The following is a 16,563-nucleotide window of genomic DNA, read 5'->3' on the forward strand; positions in this document are numbered from 1 at the left end:
AGCCAGAATACTCCTTCTAAAGCGGCTAACCATTATACCGATAAAGTCTTAATAGTACCAGTCTCTTCTGAGATTGAAAGAAAAAATATATAAATAATGGATTAATCACAACCTATTATTTCAAAGCTTATTCGCCCCCAATGTGGAGGGAGTAAACAATGTTTGTCTGGTGTAGCGTATTATTCGTGCTCGGAATACTGGCGTTCGCGGACTCGATTTTCAACATGGGTGAAATTTTCCGCCAGGTGAATTCCGTAATGTTCATGCTCATCTCCCTGGCTCTACTCGTCAGGACCACAACCAAAGCGCGCGCAAAAAAGAAAGAACAGTACGAGCAAAAGATCTTCGATCTCCAGCAGCAGGTCAAGGGTCTCGAAATGACCAAAAAGAAATTGAGTACCTTTTAAGCGGAACCCGAAATTTCCTGAAGCTCTCTCATCTTCTTTCTGACCGCGGGTATGAACGGATAATTGGCGTGCTTCTCCAGTAAAGATCGGTAAATCTCTACTGCCTGCCCGCGCAGCTCAACCGTCTCGGCGAAAATATCCGCTTTCAGTTTAAGCCCGTAAGGCCGGTAATAAGAATCTTCGAAACGGATCGACAGACTGTCAATATATCTCACCGCCGCAAGTGAGTCAGCCTGACTCAAACTCAATTCCGCCAGACCCAGCAAGGCGATATCGGCCAGTACCGCGTCAGGATCGTTCGCTATCTTAGACAGGCCGGCCATCGCTGAATCGCTCATACGACGCTCCTCGAACAACAGCGCGTTGGAATAATCATAAAGCTGCTCGGGCGAATCACCGGCCTCGTCAATGATCACCATCATCCTGACAGCGTCATTGACATACAATCCGCGGGGATGATCCACCAGGAGCTTTTTGAGAGCCACATGCGAGGAATCGTATTGTTTCTCGAAAAACAGAATCAGCGCCTTGTAATACTCCGCCCTCTCCCGAACTTCATCGGGAGGGTTCAGCTTCAAACCGGCATCGAAATCTTCCGCCGCCTTCTGAAGCTCGCCTTTCCGCAGATAGCAAATCGGTCTGGTCATCATGGCGGCCAGATAGGCGGGGTTGCGCGAATAGAAAAACTGAGCCGAGTCAAAATAGTCTATCGCCCTATCATTGTCACCGAGGGCATCAAGATGAATCAGTCCCAGCGCGTAGAGAGCCTCCACCCTGACACCATCCTCCTGGGCCGTGGCGAAAAGATCGTCCAACACCGCGATAGCCTCATCGTAACGGTGAAGCCGCACGAGGGCATCAGCATAAACAAGATAAACCTCCGAGCCCGGCCGATAAATCTCTCTGCGTCCGAAGAGATACTCCCCCATGCGCGCCGCCTGCTGATACAGCTTTCGTTCCAAGCACGTTTGCATGTATGAAAGAAGTGTCCCGCCGTCGAACCCTTCGAGAGAATCGCGGCTTACCGTAAAGTCGAACGCTTCATCAAACCGCCCGGACTTAAGGTAATAAGTCGAGAGAATTTTCAGGGCGCGGGCATTTTCAGGCAGATCGGACTGCGCGAGCAGGCCCTCCTCGGCCTGCTGTTGGGAATCGGCGAAATCCAGAAGGTCCATTATGCGCTTTTCGGCATCGTTGCCGGTGCGCGACGTATCTCTCAGCAGCGGATAGTATTCGAGCACCGCCTCCCTGTAAAGTTTTTTGCTTTCGAGCACCGAACCACGCTGGATGGCGAACAACGTGCTGTCGGAAGCAAGCGCCCGCAGACTGTCAATAAACAATATTATCCGGTCTCCGAGGTTGTGACGCACCATACTCTGGACTATCGCCTGCAGGCGGATTACGTTCGAGACCGCGATCGACTCAGCCACCTGCCGGTAGATATCTTCCGATCTGTCAAGCTCACCCTGCTTGGCAAGAACCTCGGCATACAAGAGTCGCATGTTGAAATTGTCGGGGTAATTCTTCAGGTAACGCTGGATTATCTCTGCCGCCTTCGTGTAGTACTGAAGTTGATCGTAGCACTGAATCAGCAGGCTTATAACGACGGTATTATCGGGATATTTTTCATAAAGAGTCTCAAGCAGCGCCGAAGCTCCCTCGTAGTTGCGTTCCCGCATCAGCCCGCGGCAGAAGTTTATATTGGCGTTGAGTTCCGCCTGGCCAATTTCAGTTTCGGCCGTACCCTGCTCCTGCTGTGCGGAGATATCGACTGAGGCCAAAAGCAGGATCGACAAAAGCACAACTGCCGCGGTGAACCTAATGCTCGTCATTGTCCGCCCTCAGCCGGATTGACGCCTTCCGGATTTTGCTGCATGACACCGGTTTCTTTCTGAAGCAGAGCTTTGAAATAGGCCTTGATTTGCTGCTCGTATTGCGGCGGATAATCATCTCCGAGGTAGCGGCGCAGACGATCCTCCAGATTGAGACGATCATCGAGTATCTCGCGGGACAACTCCGGCGGCACGTAGAAGGCCTGACTGGTGGCTGTTTTGGACTGGCGTTCTTCCGAAAAATCCTTCCGATAGAGCGAACGGCTCGCTTCGAGCATTCTCGAGAATATTTTGAGCTGCTGCTCGGTAACGTTGCTTCCGGGGTTCCCCGAACTCAAAGCCTCTTCGACTTCTTTCATCTCTTTCGCGATATCATCGAGACGTCCGAGTATCTGGCGCGAGCCTCCGAATTCACGGCCGAGATCTTCGAGCGACTTGCGGATAGACCCCTGCTCGCCGGCCATACGCTGCAGCGCCTCGCGAAACGCTGCCCCCTGCCCTTCAGAAGGCATCGTTCCCATTCCCCCAAGCATCTGCTGCGTCTGCTGATTGAGATTGTTCTGCTGATCGGACAAAGCCTGAAGCGCCGAGACGCCGTTGGAGCAGTTCGCGCCGCTTTGCGACTGCTGTTGCTGGTTGAGCGATTCCATCAGACGAATAGACGCCCGATTGAGATTATACATGGCCTCGCGCTGGAAGTGCATGGCGGCGCTGCCGTTCTTGCTGTCAAACTCTCGCATCGCCATATCCATAAGCTGTCCGGCCTGATCCACCAGCTCTCTCAACTCGGCGGCTATATAAGGCGACTGCTTGCCCAGTTCGTTGATTCTGGCCTGAAGACCGGCCACGGTGCCGGACAGATCCTGTTGACCGGAAGCCATCTCACGAAGCATCAGCGACTGTGAACCGATATCCGACGCCTCCATAAGAAGCTCCTCCTGGCTTCGCGAAATCTGGTTGGCGTCCTGCAGCGCCATCCGCATCTCTTTCAGGGTGGCTTCATTCTGCCCGCCCTTCATCGCCATCATCTGCTGCTGCATATTGCCCAGCATCTCCATCACCGAACTGAGCGCTTTCTGCCCCTCCGACACAGCCTGCGGCTGGTCCTGCTCGTTCAAGGCGCCGGTCATATTGTCCATATGCTCCCCGGCTTTTGTCTGCTCAAGCGCCTTCTTGAACTCGCCGAACTCCTCGGATTGCTCCATCTCGGCCATACGCGCCAGCTCATCGAGTTGATCCGCCTGCTCTCTTACATTGTCCAGAGACTCTTTGATACCCTCTTCCTCCGGGCTTAGCTTCGGCAGATTATCGGACGAACTCGACTCCGCGCGCTCATTCATGTTTTCCTGTTTCTTGGCGATATCCTCCACCTGCCGAATCATCGCCTCCAGCTTCTGCTCCAACTGCATCTTCTTCAAAAGCACCAGGGTACGCTCCAGGCGATCCAGCAACTCATCCTGAGACATCTCAAAATCGTTTATAGCCTGTTGAAGTTGCGTTGGATCCATGGTCTGAAGCGCCTCGAAAAGCTTGCGCTGTGCTTCTTTCATCTCCGGCGTGGCTACTTCTTCGAAGAGCTTCTGTACCTCCATTAACTTCTCGATAAGCTCCCGGCCCAGAAGCGCCTTGTCGTTGAGTTCTTCGACAGATTTCTCCATCTGCTCGGCCAGCTCCTCAATCTGCTCGACCACCTCGACATTCTTGTCCAAAACGGCTTCGAGTTCTTTCTGATTCTGCCAGTCGCCACTCTGAAGCTCGTTGTTTTGAGCCTGAAGTTTGCGGGCGGCGTTCTTCAAACGCTGAGCCAGGTCCTGGCCGGTTCGCAACAGACTCTCGGCGTTGTTGATTCGTCGGGCATTCTCCGCCTCGCTATCGGCGATTATTTCGTCAAGCGAAGGAAGCCGGGCTATAAACGCCCGGCTCCGGCTGACCCTCGGGCCGGAAATGCGGTCATTATCCGCCACCTCGAAATAATAGCTGACATAATCTCCCGGGAAAAGATTCATCTGGTTGAGATCCCAGTTGAAGTCAATGTCGCCTTCCGTCTTGATTCTGTCAGAGAAATGCAGCACCGCCACATTCTCAGCAGACTGCCTTCCCTGAGAGACAACCGAGTATTTCAGCACCAGCGATGAGAAGCCATAGTCGTCGAAAATTCGCACCTGCACCGGCAGCATCATTTCGTCGTTGAGATTGACGTCGAACCCCGGGCGGATGACATCGATCGAGGGATACTCGTCCGGTACGGCGGTTATATAATATTCGATTGGGTCCGGATTCTTTTCGCCAAGATGATCGAGCAGATAAATGGTGTACGGTTTCGATTTCTCGACAACCAGTGCCGCCGATGCTGTCTTGCCTTCGATTCCCATGGGCAGACGGCTTGAATCCGCGAAAACAAGTTCCGCTGTTTGCACCGGCAGGTTGGTCGTCACGTTCATGTTGACGCGGCTTCCCATCAGAGCCGAAAACGAGCCGTTGTTTTCATCTATCACGGTCGGCGGCAACGAAGTATACTCGGGATAGAAAACGGAGAGTCTGATGCCGGTCACTCTGGGGCGATCAACGACATCGATCGACTGAACCTCGGTCTTCACCCGTCCCGCCTCGACATAGTAATCAAACGACCTGTTTATCTGACGCAACGTCATGCTCACCATCAACGAATCGCCAAAGTCGAGCCGGGATCTTCTGACTTTCGCCAGATCCACTTCTGTTTCCTGCCAGGCGCCCTGCGCAAGCCGGTGGCGAATGACCGCTTTTTCGGGAAGCTTGTCGCCAACTATGGCGGCGCCTATTTCGATATCGCGCCACTTGACCCACTCGACCGAGCCCGGCACGGGGATCACCTGATAACCAAGCGGCGGCGCCACCACAACCGATGGATTGGAGTAGACTTCAAGCGAGTAACTAAACAGTCCCGGCATCAAAAGCACCAGAACAACAGCCACAACCAGCGCGGCACCGAAAAACTTGCCGGCCCTGATAGCCGGATACCAACCGACGGCGCGGTTGAAATCAACTCTCTTAGCTCTCTCGAAGGCCTGCTGTTGCGTCTGCGCGATAAGGTCCCCTGAATAACCCGGCGTACGCGTCATGCGGGCGAACTCGATAGCCGCGATGAGACGCCCCTTGAGTTCGGGGTATTTCGTCTCCAGATCGACAGCAACCGATTCCACCGAACCATGCCTCAGTTTCCTGGCAGCGAACCATACAAACACCGCCAGAGTTATCAGTCCCGATTTGATCAGAAGGCCGATCTTGACCGGCACTGACAGAACAGCTATACCGGCAATGGCCGACAAAATGACAGATACGACCAGTACTACCGCTCCGGTAAGCAGCAATCCGGCCGCAAACAGCGCCAGCCGCTTTTTGAGAAGAGTTCCCTTCAGCCTGGCGCAAAGAGTATTATTGAGTTCGGTCAATTCCATAGCGATGTAAATCAGCGATCATGTATCCTAATATAACAAGGCGTACGTAAGGATGTTAACACCCATCCGAAAAGCCTCCCGGCGTTTCTCTTCGGGGTCATTGTGAACCTGGGGATCCTCCCACCCGTCTCCTATATCGGACTCCACGAGAAAATAGACGACAGCCCTGCCGTTGACTATCAAGGCATAACCTCGCGGTGGTTTGTTATCGTGCTCGTGAATCTTCGGCGGACCATTGGGAAAATCATAAAAGCAATGGTATATCGGATGTTCAAAGGGAAGTTCCACCACCTCACGTTCCGGGAAAAGTCGCGCCAACTCTTCGCGGAAGTTCGGGTCCATGCCATAGGAATCGTTCACGAAGAGAAACCCTCCGCCTGTCAGATATTGCCTCAGCCGTTCACGTTCATCCGATGAGAAGCTGATTACCCCGTGACCGGTGGCGAACAAGAACGGAAAGCGAAACAACTCGGGATCCATGATGGTTATTTCATGTTCCGTAGTATCCACCGGGAAATCGGTGTTTTCATTGATGAAACTCAGGAAATTCGGCACAGCCGAACGTCCCCAGTACCAATCCCCGCCGCCGCCGTAATGTAACCGCGCGACCTTAACGACCGATGGATTGATTTGCTCTGACTGCGAACTGCGGCGTCCCAATAAGCTGAAGGGGGACAACGGCTGGCTCTGCTGAGCCGCCATACCGCCACAGAGAACAAGCACAATTGCGGCTACAAGCGGATATCTAACATAGACTTTTCCCATATACATAATATACAGTAAAACCGCCGTTTTTGATGAAAAAACATGAGGCGGGCGCGGAATCTAATATACCTGCAGACTGATTCGGCCACGGAAGGTTATTCCGGGCATCGGGTAACCATGAACCACCTGGTAATCGCGGTCGAACAGGTTTTCTATTCGCAAAGTAAGATCGGCAAGGCTGCTGATACTATACCGGCCATCAACGTTGACCACCATGTAATCATCAAGAATAACAGGTACCCCAGCCGAATCCGACGCCGTATTGAAGGCTGCCACCGCCTCGAGGTTCAGCCGAAAATTCCTCATGGTTAGACTGCCAGCCGCAACGAACTTGTCTTCCGGAACCGACAGGTTCAGGTCTTTCTGATTTAGATGGGTAAAAGACGGGTTGAATGCGACCGCCCCCGTGGCGTAGCGCAACGACGCCTCCCAGCCGCGGTGTCTGTAGCTGCCGGCGTTTTGATAGAGCGACAGAGGCGGCGGCGATGGATTGGTTACCACGGCGATGAGATTCTCTCCCTCTCGCCAGAAAAGAGCTCCTTCTACCGAAAGTGTAGACATAACTCGCTTGAAATATCCAATCTCGTAAAAAACTCCCTCTTCAGGCTTCAGCGACTCAGCATTCGAAATCGCAAACAACTGTGATTCGCTGACTGTAGGATTGCGATAGGCAGTACCAATCGACAACTTGATCGACCCTGCTTTCTTTGGTGATACCACGACTCCTGCCTGATAGACGATATGACTCCCATAACGCTCGTGCTCGATAAGCCTCCCGCCTACCGTAAGATCAACCAGTTGATGAATATCGTATTCGACCTGAAAATGTCCGGCATACTCGGTCTCACTGAAATCGCCGCCGTGGATAGATGAAGTACCGTTGTGCGCTGAACCGCCGAGGTAATTGAACGAAAACCCACCCGATACGGACAGTCCCTCATCACCCAGGCCCTTTACCCTGCCAAACAGGTCAATCCCATTGTTGCGGTCCACCGAATTGAAGCCATCGGAGAAAGAATGCTCGCCATAGCTGTTGTACAAGCGTGCCGACAAAGAATACCGGGCGACTCTCTTGTCAATTCCGAGGGTCAACCCCGACCGCTGAACGTCGCCCGTAAATCTAGACGGGCTATACACCGGTCCGGCATCCGTATAATCAAAAGAAGTGTACCGTCCGCTCAGAAACCACTCTAATCCGCCGTCACTCTGATGGTGCAGTCGAAATCCACCGCTGCGATTGAAATACTCGCTATTGTCGCGGTGATTATCCGACTCCACGTATTCGTACCATCCCGCCGCGATCATGTTGCCGAATCTACGGGAATGTCGAAAGGAACCGTCAAGGGTGGCGTAACTTCCACCGCTCAGCTCTATCGATGTAAACCTTTCGAGGTCCGGACGGTAAAACGACTGAAGGTCCAACACTCCGGCAATAGCATTGGAACCATAAAGAGTCGAGGCGCCACCTTTGACCAGTTCGGCCGAATACAAGCCCGCCTTCCGATAAGTATCCGGCAATGGATGTCCGAAGAGTCCCGCGATATCCGGCCGGCCGTCAATCAAAACCAGCGAGCCCCGGTTGGGACTGAAACCAAGGCCGCGTATGAGGAGTTTACCCTGACCGCGGGACCCGAGGCCGAATCCGGTGCCGGTAACGCTCGTTATCGATATCGATGAATGATTAAAGGCGAGATGGCTCAGCAGATTGTCTTCAGACGATGCGTTCATCTTCTCGGGTGATACGGATATGGCGGAATTGACCATGCGCGAGAGCCGCTCCGGCTCCCTCTTACCTACTACCACTATTGGATCAACCTGTACAGGGTTGTCCTCGTATACGGTCGTATCACCGGAGACCGTAGCGGCCAGAAACAGGAGCATTGCGGGTAACATCGAGCAGAATACCTTTTTCCAATCCCCTCCGACGCATTTCAAGGCTCCAAAGAAGATACTTCAGAAGCATCTTGTCAAGTGTTATGCGTCGATAGAAATGATCTCTTCGGGGCAGCTTGCACCCGTACAATGAGCATTAAGAAAGCCCGCCGGCAAAGGCCGGAGGGCTTTCAGTGCTCGATATTAAGCTACTTCTATTTAAAGCGTTTCGGCGAACGGGCTTCCCACTCAACCACAATCGGGCTGGCGACAAAAACGGAACTGTAGGTTCCCACTATCACCCCGAGCATCAGCGCCAGGGCAAAGTAGTGAATAACCTCACCCCCGAAGAAAAATAGCGCGGCGATCACAATCAGAGTTGTCATCGACGTGTTAAAAGTCCTCGAAAGCACTTCATTGATAGACATATTCACGCAATTGGTAAATTCCCCCTTGGTGCGGAATTTCTTCAGGTTCTCACGGATACGGTCAAAAACGACCACCGTATCGGTCAGCGAATAACCCGCCAGGGTCAAAAGCGCCGTCACCAGCAAAAGGTCGAACTCGAGATTCAAAATATAAAATATGCCGAGCACCGCCAGCACATCATGGAAGGTCGCGATTGTCGCGGCGATTCCGCTGCGGAAATCGAAACGAACCCAGATGTAAATAATGATGCCAATTAGCGACAGAAGCACCGCTTTCTGGGCGTCACCTCGAAGAGTCTCTCCCACGGCGGGACCGATAGTATGTTCGGACACGACCGTGAAAGCATTACCCTCGAACCTCTCTGAAATGATCGACTTTAAACCGGCCAGCCGCTCCTTGCTTTCCGTCTCCGATTCGGGCCGCTTGGTCTTGATAATAAAAGCGTTGCCGTATTCGAAATCATGCATGCGTGTTATCGCGGCATCCGGAAATGTCCCTGAGATCGCCGAGCGAAGATCCTCGGTGGCAACTTCATTGTCGAAATAACCGGTCAACATGACGCCGCCGGCGAAGTCGATGCCGAGATTCGCCTTGCCCGTCGCAACCATCACGAAGGCAAAAATGCCCAGGGCCACCAAGGCAGCGGAAATCACAAACGCAATCTTCCGCAGCCCGATGAAATTGATATTGGTATCTGGTATTATTCTAAACATTTCTTTGTTCCCCCTTCTCCTATATACTCAAAGTCCGATAAGCCTTGCGGATATCGAAAATCTGTTTGGTTATTATGTACGCGGTATAAAGGGAAATCGTAACACCCCAGAACAACGTCACCGCGAATCCCTTGATGGGCCCGGAGCCCAGAAGGAACAGCGCACCGGCGGTGATCATGGTAGTTACGTGCGAATCGAAGATAGCCACGAAAGCACGGCTGTAGCCGGCGTCGATTGACGCCCTCACGGTCTTGCCCGTTCGAAGCTCCTCGCGAATACGCTCAAAAATGAGAATATTCGAATCCACCGAAATACCTATTGTCAGAATGATACCGGCAATACCCGGCATCGTAAGTGTGGCTCCCAGCCCGGCCATAACCGCCAGAAGGAAAAAGAGGTTGAAGAGCAAACCGAGATCGGCAATCACACCCGAAACGCGGTAGTAGAACCCGACATACAAGAGCACCAGCGCCAGACCGATAAGCGAAGCGTAAAATCCCTTGCGAATGGAGTCCGCGCCGAGAGTGGCGCCAACCACGTTCTTCTCGATAATTTCCACGGGAGCCGGAAGAGCGCCGGCCTTCAGTACGATTTCCATATTGCGGGCGTCCTGAACGCTCGCCGAGCTACCCATGGTAATCTTACCGGAACCGCGAATCTTGGAATTCACAAACGGGGCCGACTCAACCTTGTCGTCAATCACGATCGCCAGCGGCTTGTTCACGTTGGCACCCGTCAACTGGGCAAATCGCGCCAGACCGTCACCGGACACCTTAAAATTAACCGCGTAACCGCCGTATTCTCCCTGCGACAGCGCGATACTCTCAAGAAACTTTCCTACAAACTCGACCTTTCTCTTGAGAATATACAGGTAATACATCTCGCGCTGATCGCGAATCTCCGGACGGGTCGACCAGGCGAACTGAATATCTATGGGAATAAGATTCTTCACCTGAGGAAGACTCAACCACTTGTCGATCAGCTCACGATCCTTCTTGTTAACCGCATACCCCGGCCAATTGGTATTGGTCTCACGAGAATAAAGGATCGGCTCCAGGCGTGAGGTCAAAGGACGGTCACTTACCGTGAGCTCGCTCTCATCGAAATCGAACATCGCTGCCGTATCGATAGCGGAATCGCCCATCAACTCGGCCAGCATCTCCAGATCCGTTTCTTTCGGCGTCGCGGCGCTGTCCACCGCCGGGGCGGCGGCTTCGGCGGTCTCACCGGATGCTTCCTGGAGCGACTTCTCGTAATCATAAACCACAGAATCCATCCGGCTGAGAATCCGGTTGGCGTCATCAAAGGTGGCCATCAGCTTGAATTCAAGAAGCGCCGTCTGACCGATAAGGTCTTCCGCGCGGTCGGCATCGGTGTAACCCGGAAGGTCCACCACGATGCGGTCATTACCCTGCTTGACAATCACCGGTTCAGCTACACCGAGACCATCGATACGATTTCTGATAATCTGAATAGCCCTGTCAACCGCCTCGTCGCGAGAGGCTTCGTCAAGCTCCTCGAGCTTCACCCGAAGGACAACGTGAATTCCGCCCTGAAGATCAAGACCGAGTCGAATCGCTTTTTGCTGAAGCTGCAAAAGCGCACCGGGATCTTTCTCCTGCAGCGCTGTCTTGTCAGCATCGCTCATCGTCCACAGTTTGAACGTATTCCAGAAAGCCACTATCGCCAGTACGACTAGCAGGGCTGTCAGGATAAAACGCCAGTTTTGTTTGGACATAAAACTACCTTTCTGATTCTATATTCGAATTGATTATTTTTGAGTGAAAGTGCACGGATGGCGCCAAGCGCCCGGATGTCTTTAACTGGTGCCGGAGGGTTTGGCTCCCACCAGCGTAAACTGGATACCCAGCCGCGAAGATACTTGATAAGCAGTCGATTTAATCGAGCGAGTAAGACTTCTCCCCGATTCACCGGCATCGATCGCCCGGCTAAGGTCGCAACCGTAGTTTATTCGATTTTGACTGCTGCCGAAGTCAATCGCCAGCGACGCCGTCAGATATGCCGATGGCTCACCGTTGGGCTTGCCCGATGGTTTCATATTGCCGGGAGCAGAATCATCGGGCAACGGCGGACCGGGCAGAAGCTGGGCATGCTGAGATTCCGTCTCAGCCTTTTCCAGTCCCATACCATAGGCGTTCAACAGCCTGTAACCGGCTTCCGCCCCGCTGATAGTCAACGAAAACAAGGCAACAATGACAGCCAGCCATCTGCCTGTCGTAACCGCTTTTCTGATAAGCCTTTTCATAAATTGTCCACGAATATAGCACATACTTGCTGCTTGTCAATTCAATTTTTACGAGGTTGACAACCTCCGCCCCCAGGCGTTATTTAAGTGACTGAAAGCTATACAAATATGCCATCACGGCGAAATAACCGCCAATCCCGGGAGCTAAATATGTGGCCAGTCAAGATATTACGAGTAACATTTACCGCACTAATATTCACAGTCAGCGCCATCATTGCAGCCTCAAATTGCCTCGCCAACGACACCGTCTACTGGCTCGACAACGGCATGGAGGTCATTCTAGTGGAAAACCACTCCTCCCCCATGATCGCCTCCATAATCTTTGTTAAATCTGGAAGCAAATATGAGTCCGAATTCGAAAACGATATGACCCATTTTCTGGAACATCTGCTTTTCGATGGTACTGTCAACCTCTCCCGGCAAGAATTGGATCAGTCAATCCGCGACCTTGGGGGTTATATTAATGCCTTCACCCGCAAGGAACTTACCGCCTACCTTGTACTGATGCCAAAACAATACATCAATTACGGCCTGACGGTTCAGGCGGACATGCTTTTCAACTCGATATTTCCCGAAGACGAATTAGCCAAGGAGCGCCGGGTCGTCCTCGAAGAAATAAAAAAAGACATGGATTCCCCAACCTTCGCCGCCGAAGAGTTCTTCACGGAAAAAGCGTATGCCGGTACTCCCTATAATTGCCCGGTGCTCGGCTACGAAGCCTTCATCGAAAATATCCCCCGGGATGCCATCATCGATTACTGGAAAAGATACTACACCCCCGGCAATATGACCGTCCTGATAATAGGAGATTTCGAAACCGATAGGCTGAAAAACAGCCTGCAGAGAATTTTCGGCTCCATACCGGATTCCGCCAACGTCCCACCGGCCGCAGATACCACTCTCCCGACGATGCCGACGCCAACGGGCGCAATCGAGGGGCAAAACGTGTTCGACACAATAGCCGGCGTCACCTCTACCCACATAAACTGCTCCTTCGCAGCGCCGCGTTTTTCCGATGATGACTACCTGGCTGTCGATCTGCTGAGTCAGTACCTCGGCATGGATGATATTTCTCCTCTCATGATAGATCTCAAAGGCGGCGCCGACCCGATCGCTTCCGAAGCGTATGTTTCGCTCAACACGACCGCCGAGTTCTCTCGCCTCGAAATCTCAGCCATAACGGAAAATCCGGCCAATGTTGACAGAATCATTCAGACAATCCTTGGTAACCTGAAAGCAATACCATCACACCTGGCCGATAACGAGGCTATCGATGGCATCAAAACATCGGTCAAGTGCCAGAACATATACAATGCGGAGAAACTACACTACCTGGGATTCATGATTGCCCCCATGATGGGCTCTGCGGGATGGGACTTTATCCAGTCATACCCGGAGAATCTCGCCAAGGTACAATGGAGCGACTGCCGCCAGGCCGCGGCAAAATGGCTTTTTGAGCCGAACTATATCGCCACCATCGTCCGTCCGGTTACCGACTCCGCCCAGGTCCCCTACCGTCCCGGCGGCCCATCAGCCGAACAGGTTACCGCCTACTTTGACACCACACGGTTCGCGCAGTATGACCTGAGTAAGGGATACCCTCTTGAATACGAAGTAACCGACTCGGTAACCTTCGAACTGGAAGATCACGCGCGATACGTCAGCGAAGTCCTCGATAACGGCCTGACTGTAATTATCAAATCCAACCCCGATACGCGTGTGTTCGCCATGAATATCATAGGTAAGAACAGAACGGCCAGCGAGCCCGACGGTAAAGCCGGCATCACCGACTTCGTTAATCGATGCATCGAGAAAGGCACTCTCACCCGCAATTCCGCCGAGTTGTCCAGAGATCTTGCCAGGATCGGGGCCAACGTCACTCTCTACGATAATCCGTGGATACCTTATGACGACCGATACACTCAACGACCCTATTCCTTCATGAAGTTTGAGACTATCGATGATTTCGCCGAGAAGGGGTTCAACCTTTTCACCGAGATGATCCTGTATCCGTCTTTTGACTCGACCGATGTTGAAAACGTGAGAAATTCCATGCTGGGATTGCTCGGCCGCAACGCCTCTTCGCCGCGAGAGGTCGCCCTCAACGCGTTTCACTCCACCCTGTTTGAGGGTGAGGCCTATGCCAAACCCATTATGGGCAGCCCGATGACAGTCTCGTCAATCACCGCCGAAGAGCTAAGAAATTACCATGCCATGTTTTACTCGCCTTCAAATATGATTCTTTCGATTGTCACCAACCTGCCGGCGGATCAGGTGAAGCAATGGGTCGACAATCGCTTTGGAAGGCTGAGCTATCCGCCGTTCTCCTCGCCCGAAGCGCAGCGGCCGGAACCATTCTTTAAGACAAAGATCAATCACACCGAACTTGAAAAGCAGCAGATCTATCTTTATATGGGATGTGTCCTGCCGGAAGTTGGCAGCCCCGATGCTGCCGCTATTGATGTCGCCACTACTATTCTCAATAATCGATTGTACCTCAATCTTCGCGAAAAACAGGGTCTCGCTTATACCGTCGGCGCCGCGTCGTCTTTCGACCGCAATTTCGGCTGGTTCTACACTGTGATGGGAACCGGCTCGGAGAATTATCAGACGGCGATTGACGGTATTATTCTGCAGATTGACAAGTTGTCGCTCGATGGGCCAATGACCGACGAAGTAATCGCGGCGAGAAACCAACTGTGGGGAAGTCTGATGCGGGCCAAGCTTTCGAGTATCAATCAGGCCTATTATCTTGGCGTTGACAACTTTCTCGGCCGCGGTTTACGCTATGATTCTGAGCTGATAGCGTCTCTTGCCCGAATTGACATCGCTGCGGTTCGACGGGTCGCGTCAAAATATTTCCGCACGGATATCTACGTGTTGGCCTCAGCTGGTAAGAAGCAGTAATGGCAGGGGCAGAACCTGACAATATCCTGACAAAATCCTAACAATAGGCTTGACCGGCTCTGCCGTCAGGCCTATATTCTCCGCAATTATCAGCACAGAACACTGGGTCAATAGAGATTATGGCTCAAAAAGCCGCTTATCTTCCTACTTTCGAAATCCCCGGCCCTTCCCGGGCGAGCATCGTTCTCAGAATTTTAGTCCTTTTTGGCCTGGTCTATATTTTCATTCTGTCTATTTGCCTTCTGGGTGATGCTTTTAAGCTCTTCGGAAAAGAATTCGCCCTGACCATCTTTCAGGCCACCTCCAACCCTGTGGTGGGCCTTATGATCGGCCTTTTGTCAACAGCCGTTATCCAGTCCTCTTCTACTACCACTTCTCTGATTGTCGGCTTGGTAGCGACTGGTGTTCTTTCCTTCGAGTCCTCAATCACCATGGTAATGGGAGCCAATATCGGAACATCGGTAACCAATACAATTGTCTCCATGGGACATATCTCGCGCGGCGATGAATTCAAAAGAGCTTTCGCGGGCGCCATGCTCCATGATTTTTTCAATGTTTGCTCTGTGATAGTATTGATGCCCCTTCAGCTGAAATTCAACATTATAGGTCGCTCGGCCCATGAACTGGAAAAGGTCTTTGCCGATTTCGGAGGGCTTAAGTTCAGTTCTCCACTAAAGACAATCACCAAACCGGTCGCCGAACAAATTATCAGTCTTACCGGCGACTCGGGCTGGATTACGGCAATTCTGTCGTTCATATTTCTTTTCGTCGCTTTGAGATACATTGTCAAAGTTCTTAAATCGATGGTCCTCGCGAAGGTTGAGAAATTCTTCCAGCGCTATGTCTTCCGCACCCCGGTGCTCAGTCTCCTGTTGGGCCTCAGCCTCACCGTGCTGGTTCAGTCCTCATCCATCACAACCTCTATGGTGGTGCCATTGATCGGGGCGGGCGTCATCTCCATACCGCAAATATATCCTTATCTGCTGGGAGCAAATGTGGGTACCACCATAACCGCTTTTCTGGCCTCGTTTGTCACCGGGTCCCACGAGGCTGTGGCGGTGGCTTTCGGACATCTGCTTTTTAACGTGTACGGCATGTGTATATTTTGGCCCCTCAAGAGAATCCCTATCTGGATGGCCACCACCCTCAGCACTATCACCCAGAGATCCAAGCTTTACCCGATTCTGTATGTGCTTTTCGCGTTTTTTATAATACCGGCTATCGTCATATATCTGTATAATTAGTGAGAGGTGATTGTATGTTTAATAAATTCAAAGAACTGTTCAGCTCCGAGAATCTGCTGCAGACCGCTTTTGCTACCACGCTTACAATGCTCGACTTCGATTACAAAATGTATGACGCTTCGCGAAAAGTCCTCCGTGATTCCGACACCTCGGAGCTTCCTTTCGACATCCGTCAGACCGACCGAAAGATAAACAAGTACGAACGGGAGGTCCGCCGCAAAGTCCTTACGCATCTTACTATCGCCGGTACCCAGAATCTTGTCCCCGGCCTGGCATTGGTCTCGATCGTCATCGATGTCGAACGCATCGGTGACTACACAAAAAATATCGCCGGGCTGGCCAACACGCACCCGACCAAACTCCACGGCGGCAAACAGGAGGCTCGAATCAAATCTATCGAGGATGTCATCGAGCAGCATTTCCCCACCGTAATCGAGGTTCTCAAAACACAGGACAAGGAAAAAGCGCGCAAAATCCTGAGAGCTGAAGAGGAAATCGGAAAACTGAGCGACGAAATCGTCAACGACTTGATTCTCGAGAAGGACAAAAAAATGTCCACTTCGGATTCGGTCAGTCTGGCGATGTACGCCCGCTATCTAAAACGCATCAACGCCCACCTGACCAATATCGCCAGCTCTATCGTAAATCCTTTTCCGAGAATAGGTTTCAGGGAGAAAAAATGACGCTGCCGGAC

General features: G+C 52.2%; 11 protein-coding genes. 4 read left to right on the forward strand and 7 right to left on the reverse strand.

Annotation, left to right across the window (positions count from 1 at the left end):
* Window positions 1–158: 158 nt before the first annotated feature.
* Window positions 159–407, forward strand: a complete 249-nt coding sequence (locus AB1483_00200) for a hypothetical protein (protein MEW6410872.1) — start codon at window positions 159–161, stop codon at window positions 405–407.
* Here the strand turns inward: AB1483_00200 and AB1483_00205 are convergent.
* The 7 genes from AB1483_00205 to AB1483_00235 form a co-directional block, all read right to left on the reverse strand.
* Entirely contained in the window at window positions 404–2,239 is a 1,836-nt protein-coding gene (locus AB1483_00205) for a tetratricopeptide repeat protein (GenBank protein ID MEW6410873.1), read from the reverse strand. The two genes, AB1483_00200 and AB1483_00205, sit on opposite strands and share 4 nt — an antisense overlap.
* Window positions 2,236–5,673, reverse strand: coding sequence for a DUF4175 family protein (locus AB1483_00210; protein ID MEW6410874.1), 3,438 nt, complete (start codon window positions 5,671–5,673; stop codon window positions 2,236–2,238). Before AB1483_00210 ends, AB1483_00205 begins: the two co-directional genes overlap by 4 nt.
* A 27-nt stretch (window positions 5,674–5,700) precedes the next feature.
* Window positions 5,701–6,444 carry a DUF4159 domain-containing protein gene (locus AB1483_00215; GenBank protein MEW6410875.1) on the reverse strand — a complete coding sequence of 248 codons (744 nt, stop codon included), beginning with the start codon at window positions 6,442–6,444 and terminating at the stop codon, window positions 5,701–5,703.
* Between the two features lie 54 nt (window positions 6,445–6,498).
* Window positions 6,499–8,331 carry a TonB-dependent receptor gene (locus AB1483_00220; protein MEW6410876.1) on the reverse strand — a complete coding sequence of 611 codons (1,833 nt, stop codon included), beginning with the start codon at window positions 8,329–8,331 and terminating at the stop codon, window positions 6,499–6,501.
* Window positions 8,332–8,525: 194 nt separating this feature from the next.
* Window positions 8,526–9,452 carry a protein translocase subunit SecF gene (gene secF, locus AB1483_00225; GenBank protein MEW6410877.1) on the reverse strand — a complete coding sequence of 309 codons (927 nt, stop codon included), beginning with the start codon at window positions 9,450–9,452 and terminating at the stop codon, window positions 8,526–8,528.
* A gap of 19 nt (window positions 9,453–9,471) precedes the next feature.
* On the reverse strand, window positions 9,472–11,190 hold the full coding sequence (secD, locus tag AB1483_00230; protein MEW6410878.1) for a protein translocase subunit SecD: 1,719 nt from the start codon (window positions 11,188–11,190) through the stop codon (window positions 9,472–9,474).
* 81 nt (window positions 11,191–11,271) lie between these two features.
* Window positions 11,272–11,718, reverse strand: coding sequence for a hypothetical protein (locus tag AB1483_00235; GenBank protein ID MEW6410879.1), 447 nt, complete (start codon window positions 11,716–11,718; stop codon window positions 11,272–11,274).
* A gap of 150 nt (window positions 11,719–11,868) precedes the next feature.
* Between AB1483_00235 and AB1483_00240 the strand changes: the two genes are divergently transcribed.
* The 3 genes from AB1483_00240 to AB1483_00250 all read left to right on the forward strand — a co-directional run bounded on the left by AB1483_00240 (window position 11,869) and on the right by AB1483_00250 (window position 16,552).
* Window positions 11,869–14,625 (forward strand): pitrilysin family protein, encoded by a 2,757-nt coding sequence (locus AB1483_00240; protein MEW6410880.1) that lies wholly within the window; start codon window positions 11,869–11,871, stop codon window positions 14,623–14,625.
* A gap of 119 nt (window positions 14,626–14,744) precedes the next feature.
* The gene (locus AB1483_00245) at window positions 14,745–15,869 is read left to right on the forward strand and encodes a Na/Pi symporter (GenBank protein ID MEW6410881.1); all 1,125 of its coding nucleotides are present in this window, start codon (window positions 14,745–14,747) and stop codon (window positions 15,867–15,869) included.
* Between the two features lie 14 nt (window positions 15,870–15,883).
* Complete coding sequence (locus AB1483_00250; protein MEW6410882.1) at window positions 15,884–16,552, forward strand: PhoU domain-containing protein; 669 nt, start codon at window positions 15,884–15,886, stop codon at window positions 16,550–16,552.
* Window positions 16,553–16,563 lie beyond the last annotated feature (11 nt).

The sequence above is a fragment of the Candidatus Zixiibacteriota bacterium genome, assembly GCA_040756055.1.
GTDB lineage: Bacteria > Zixibacteria > MSB-5A5 > GN15 > FEB-12.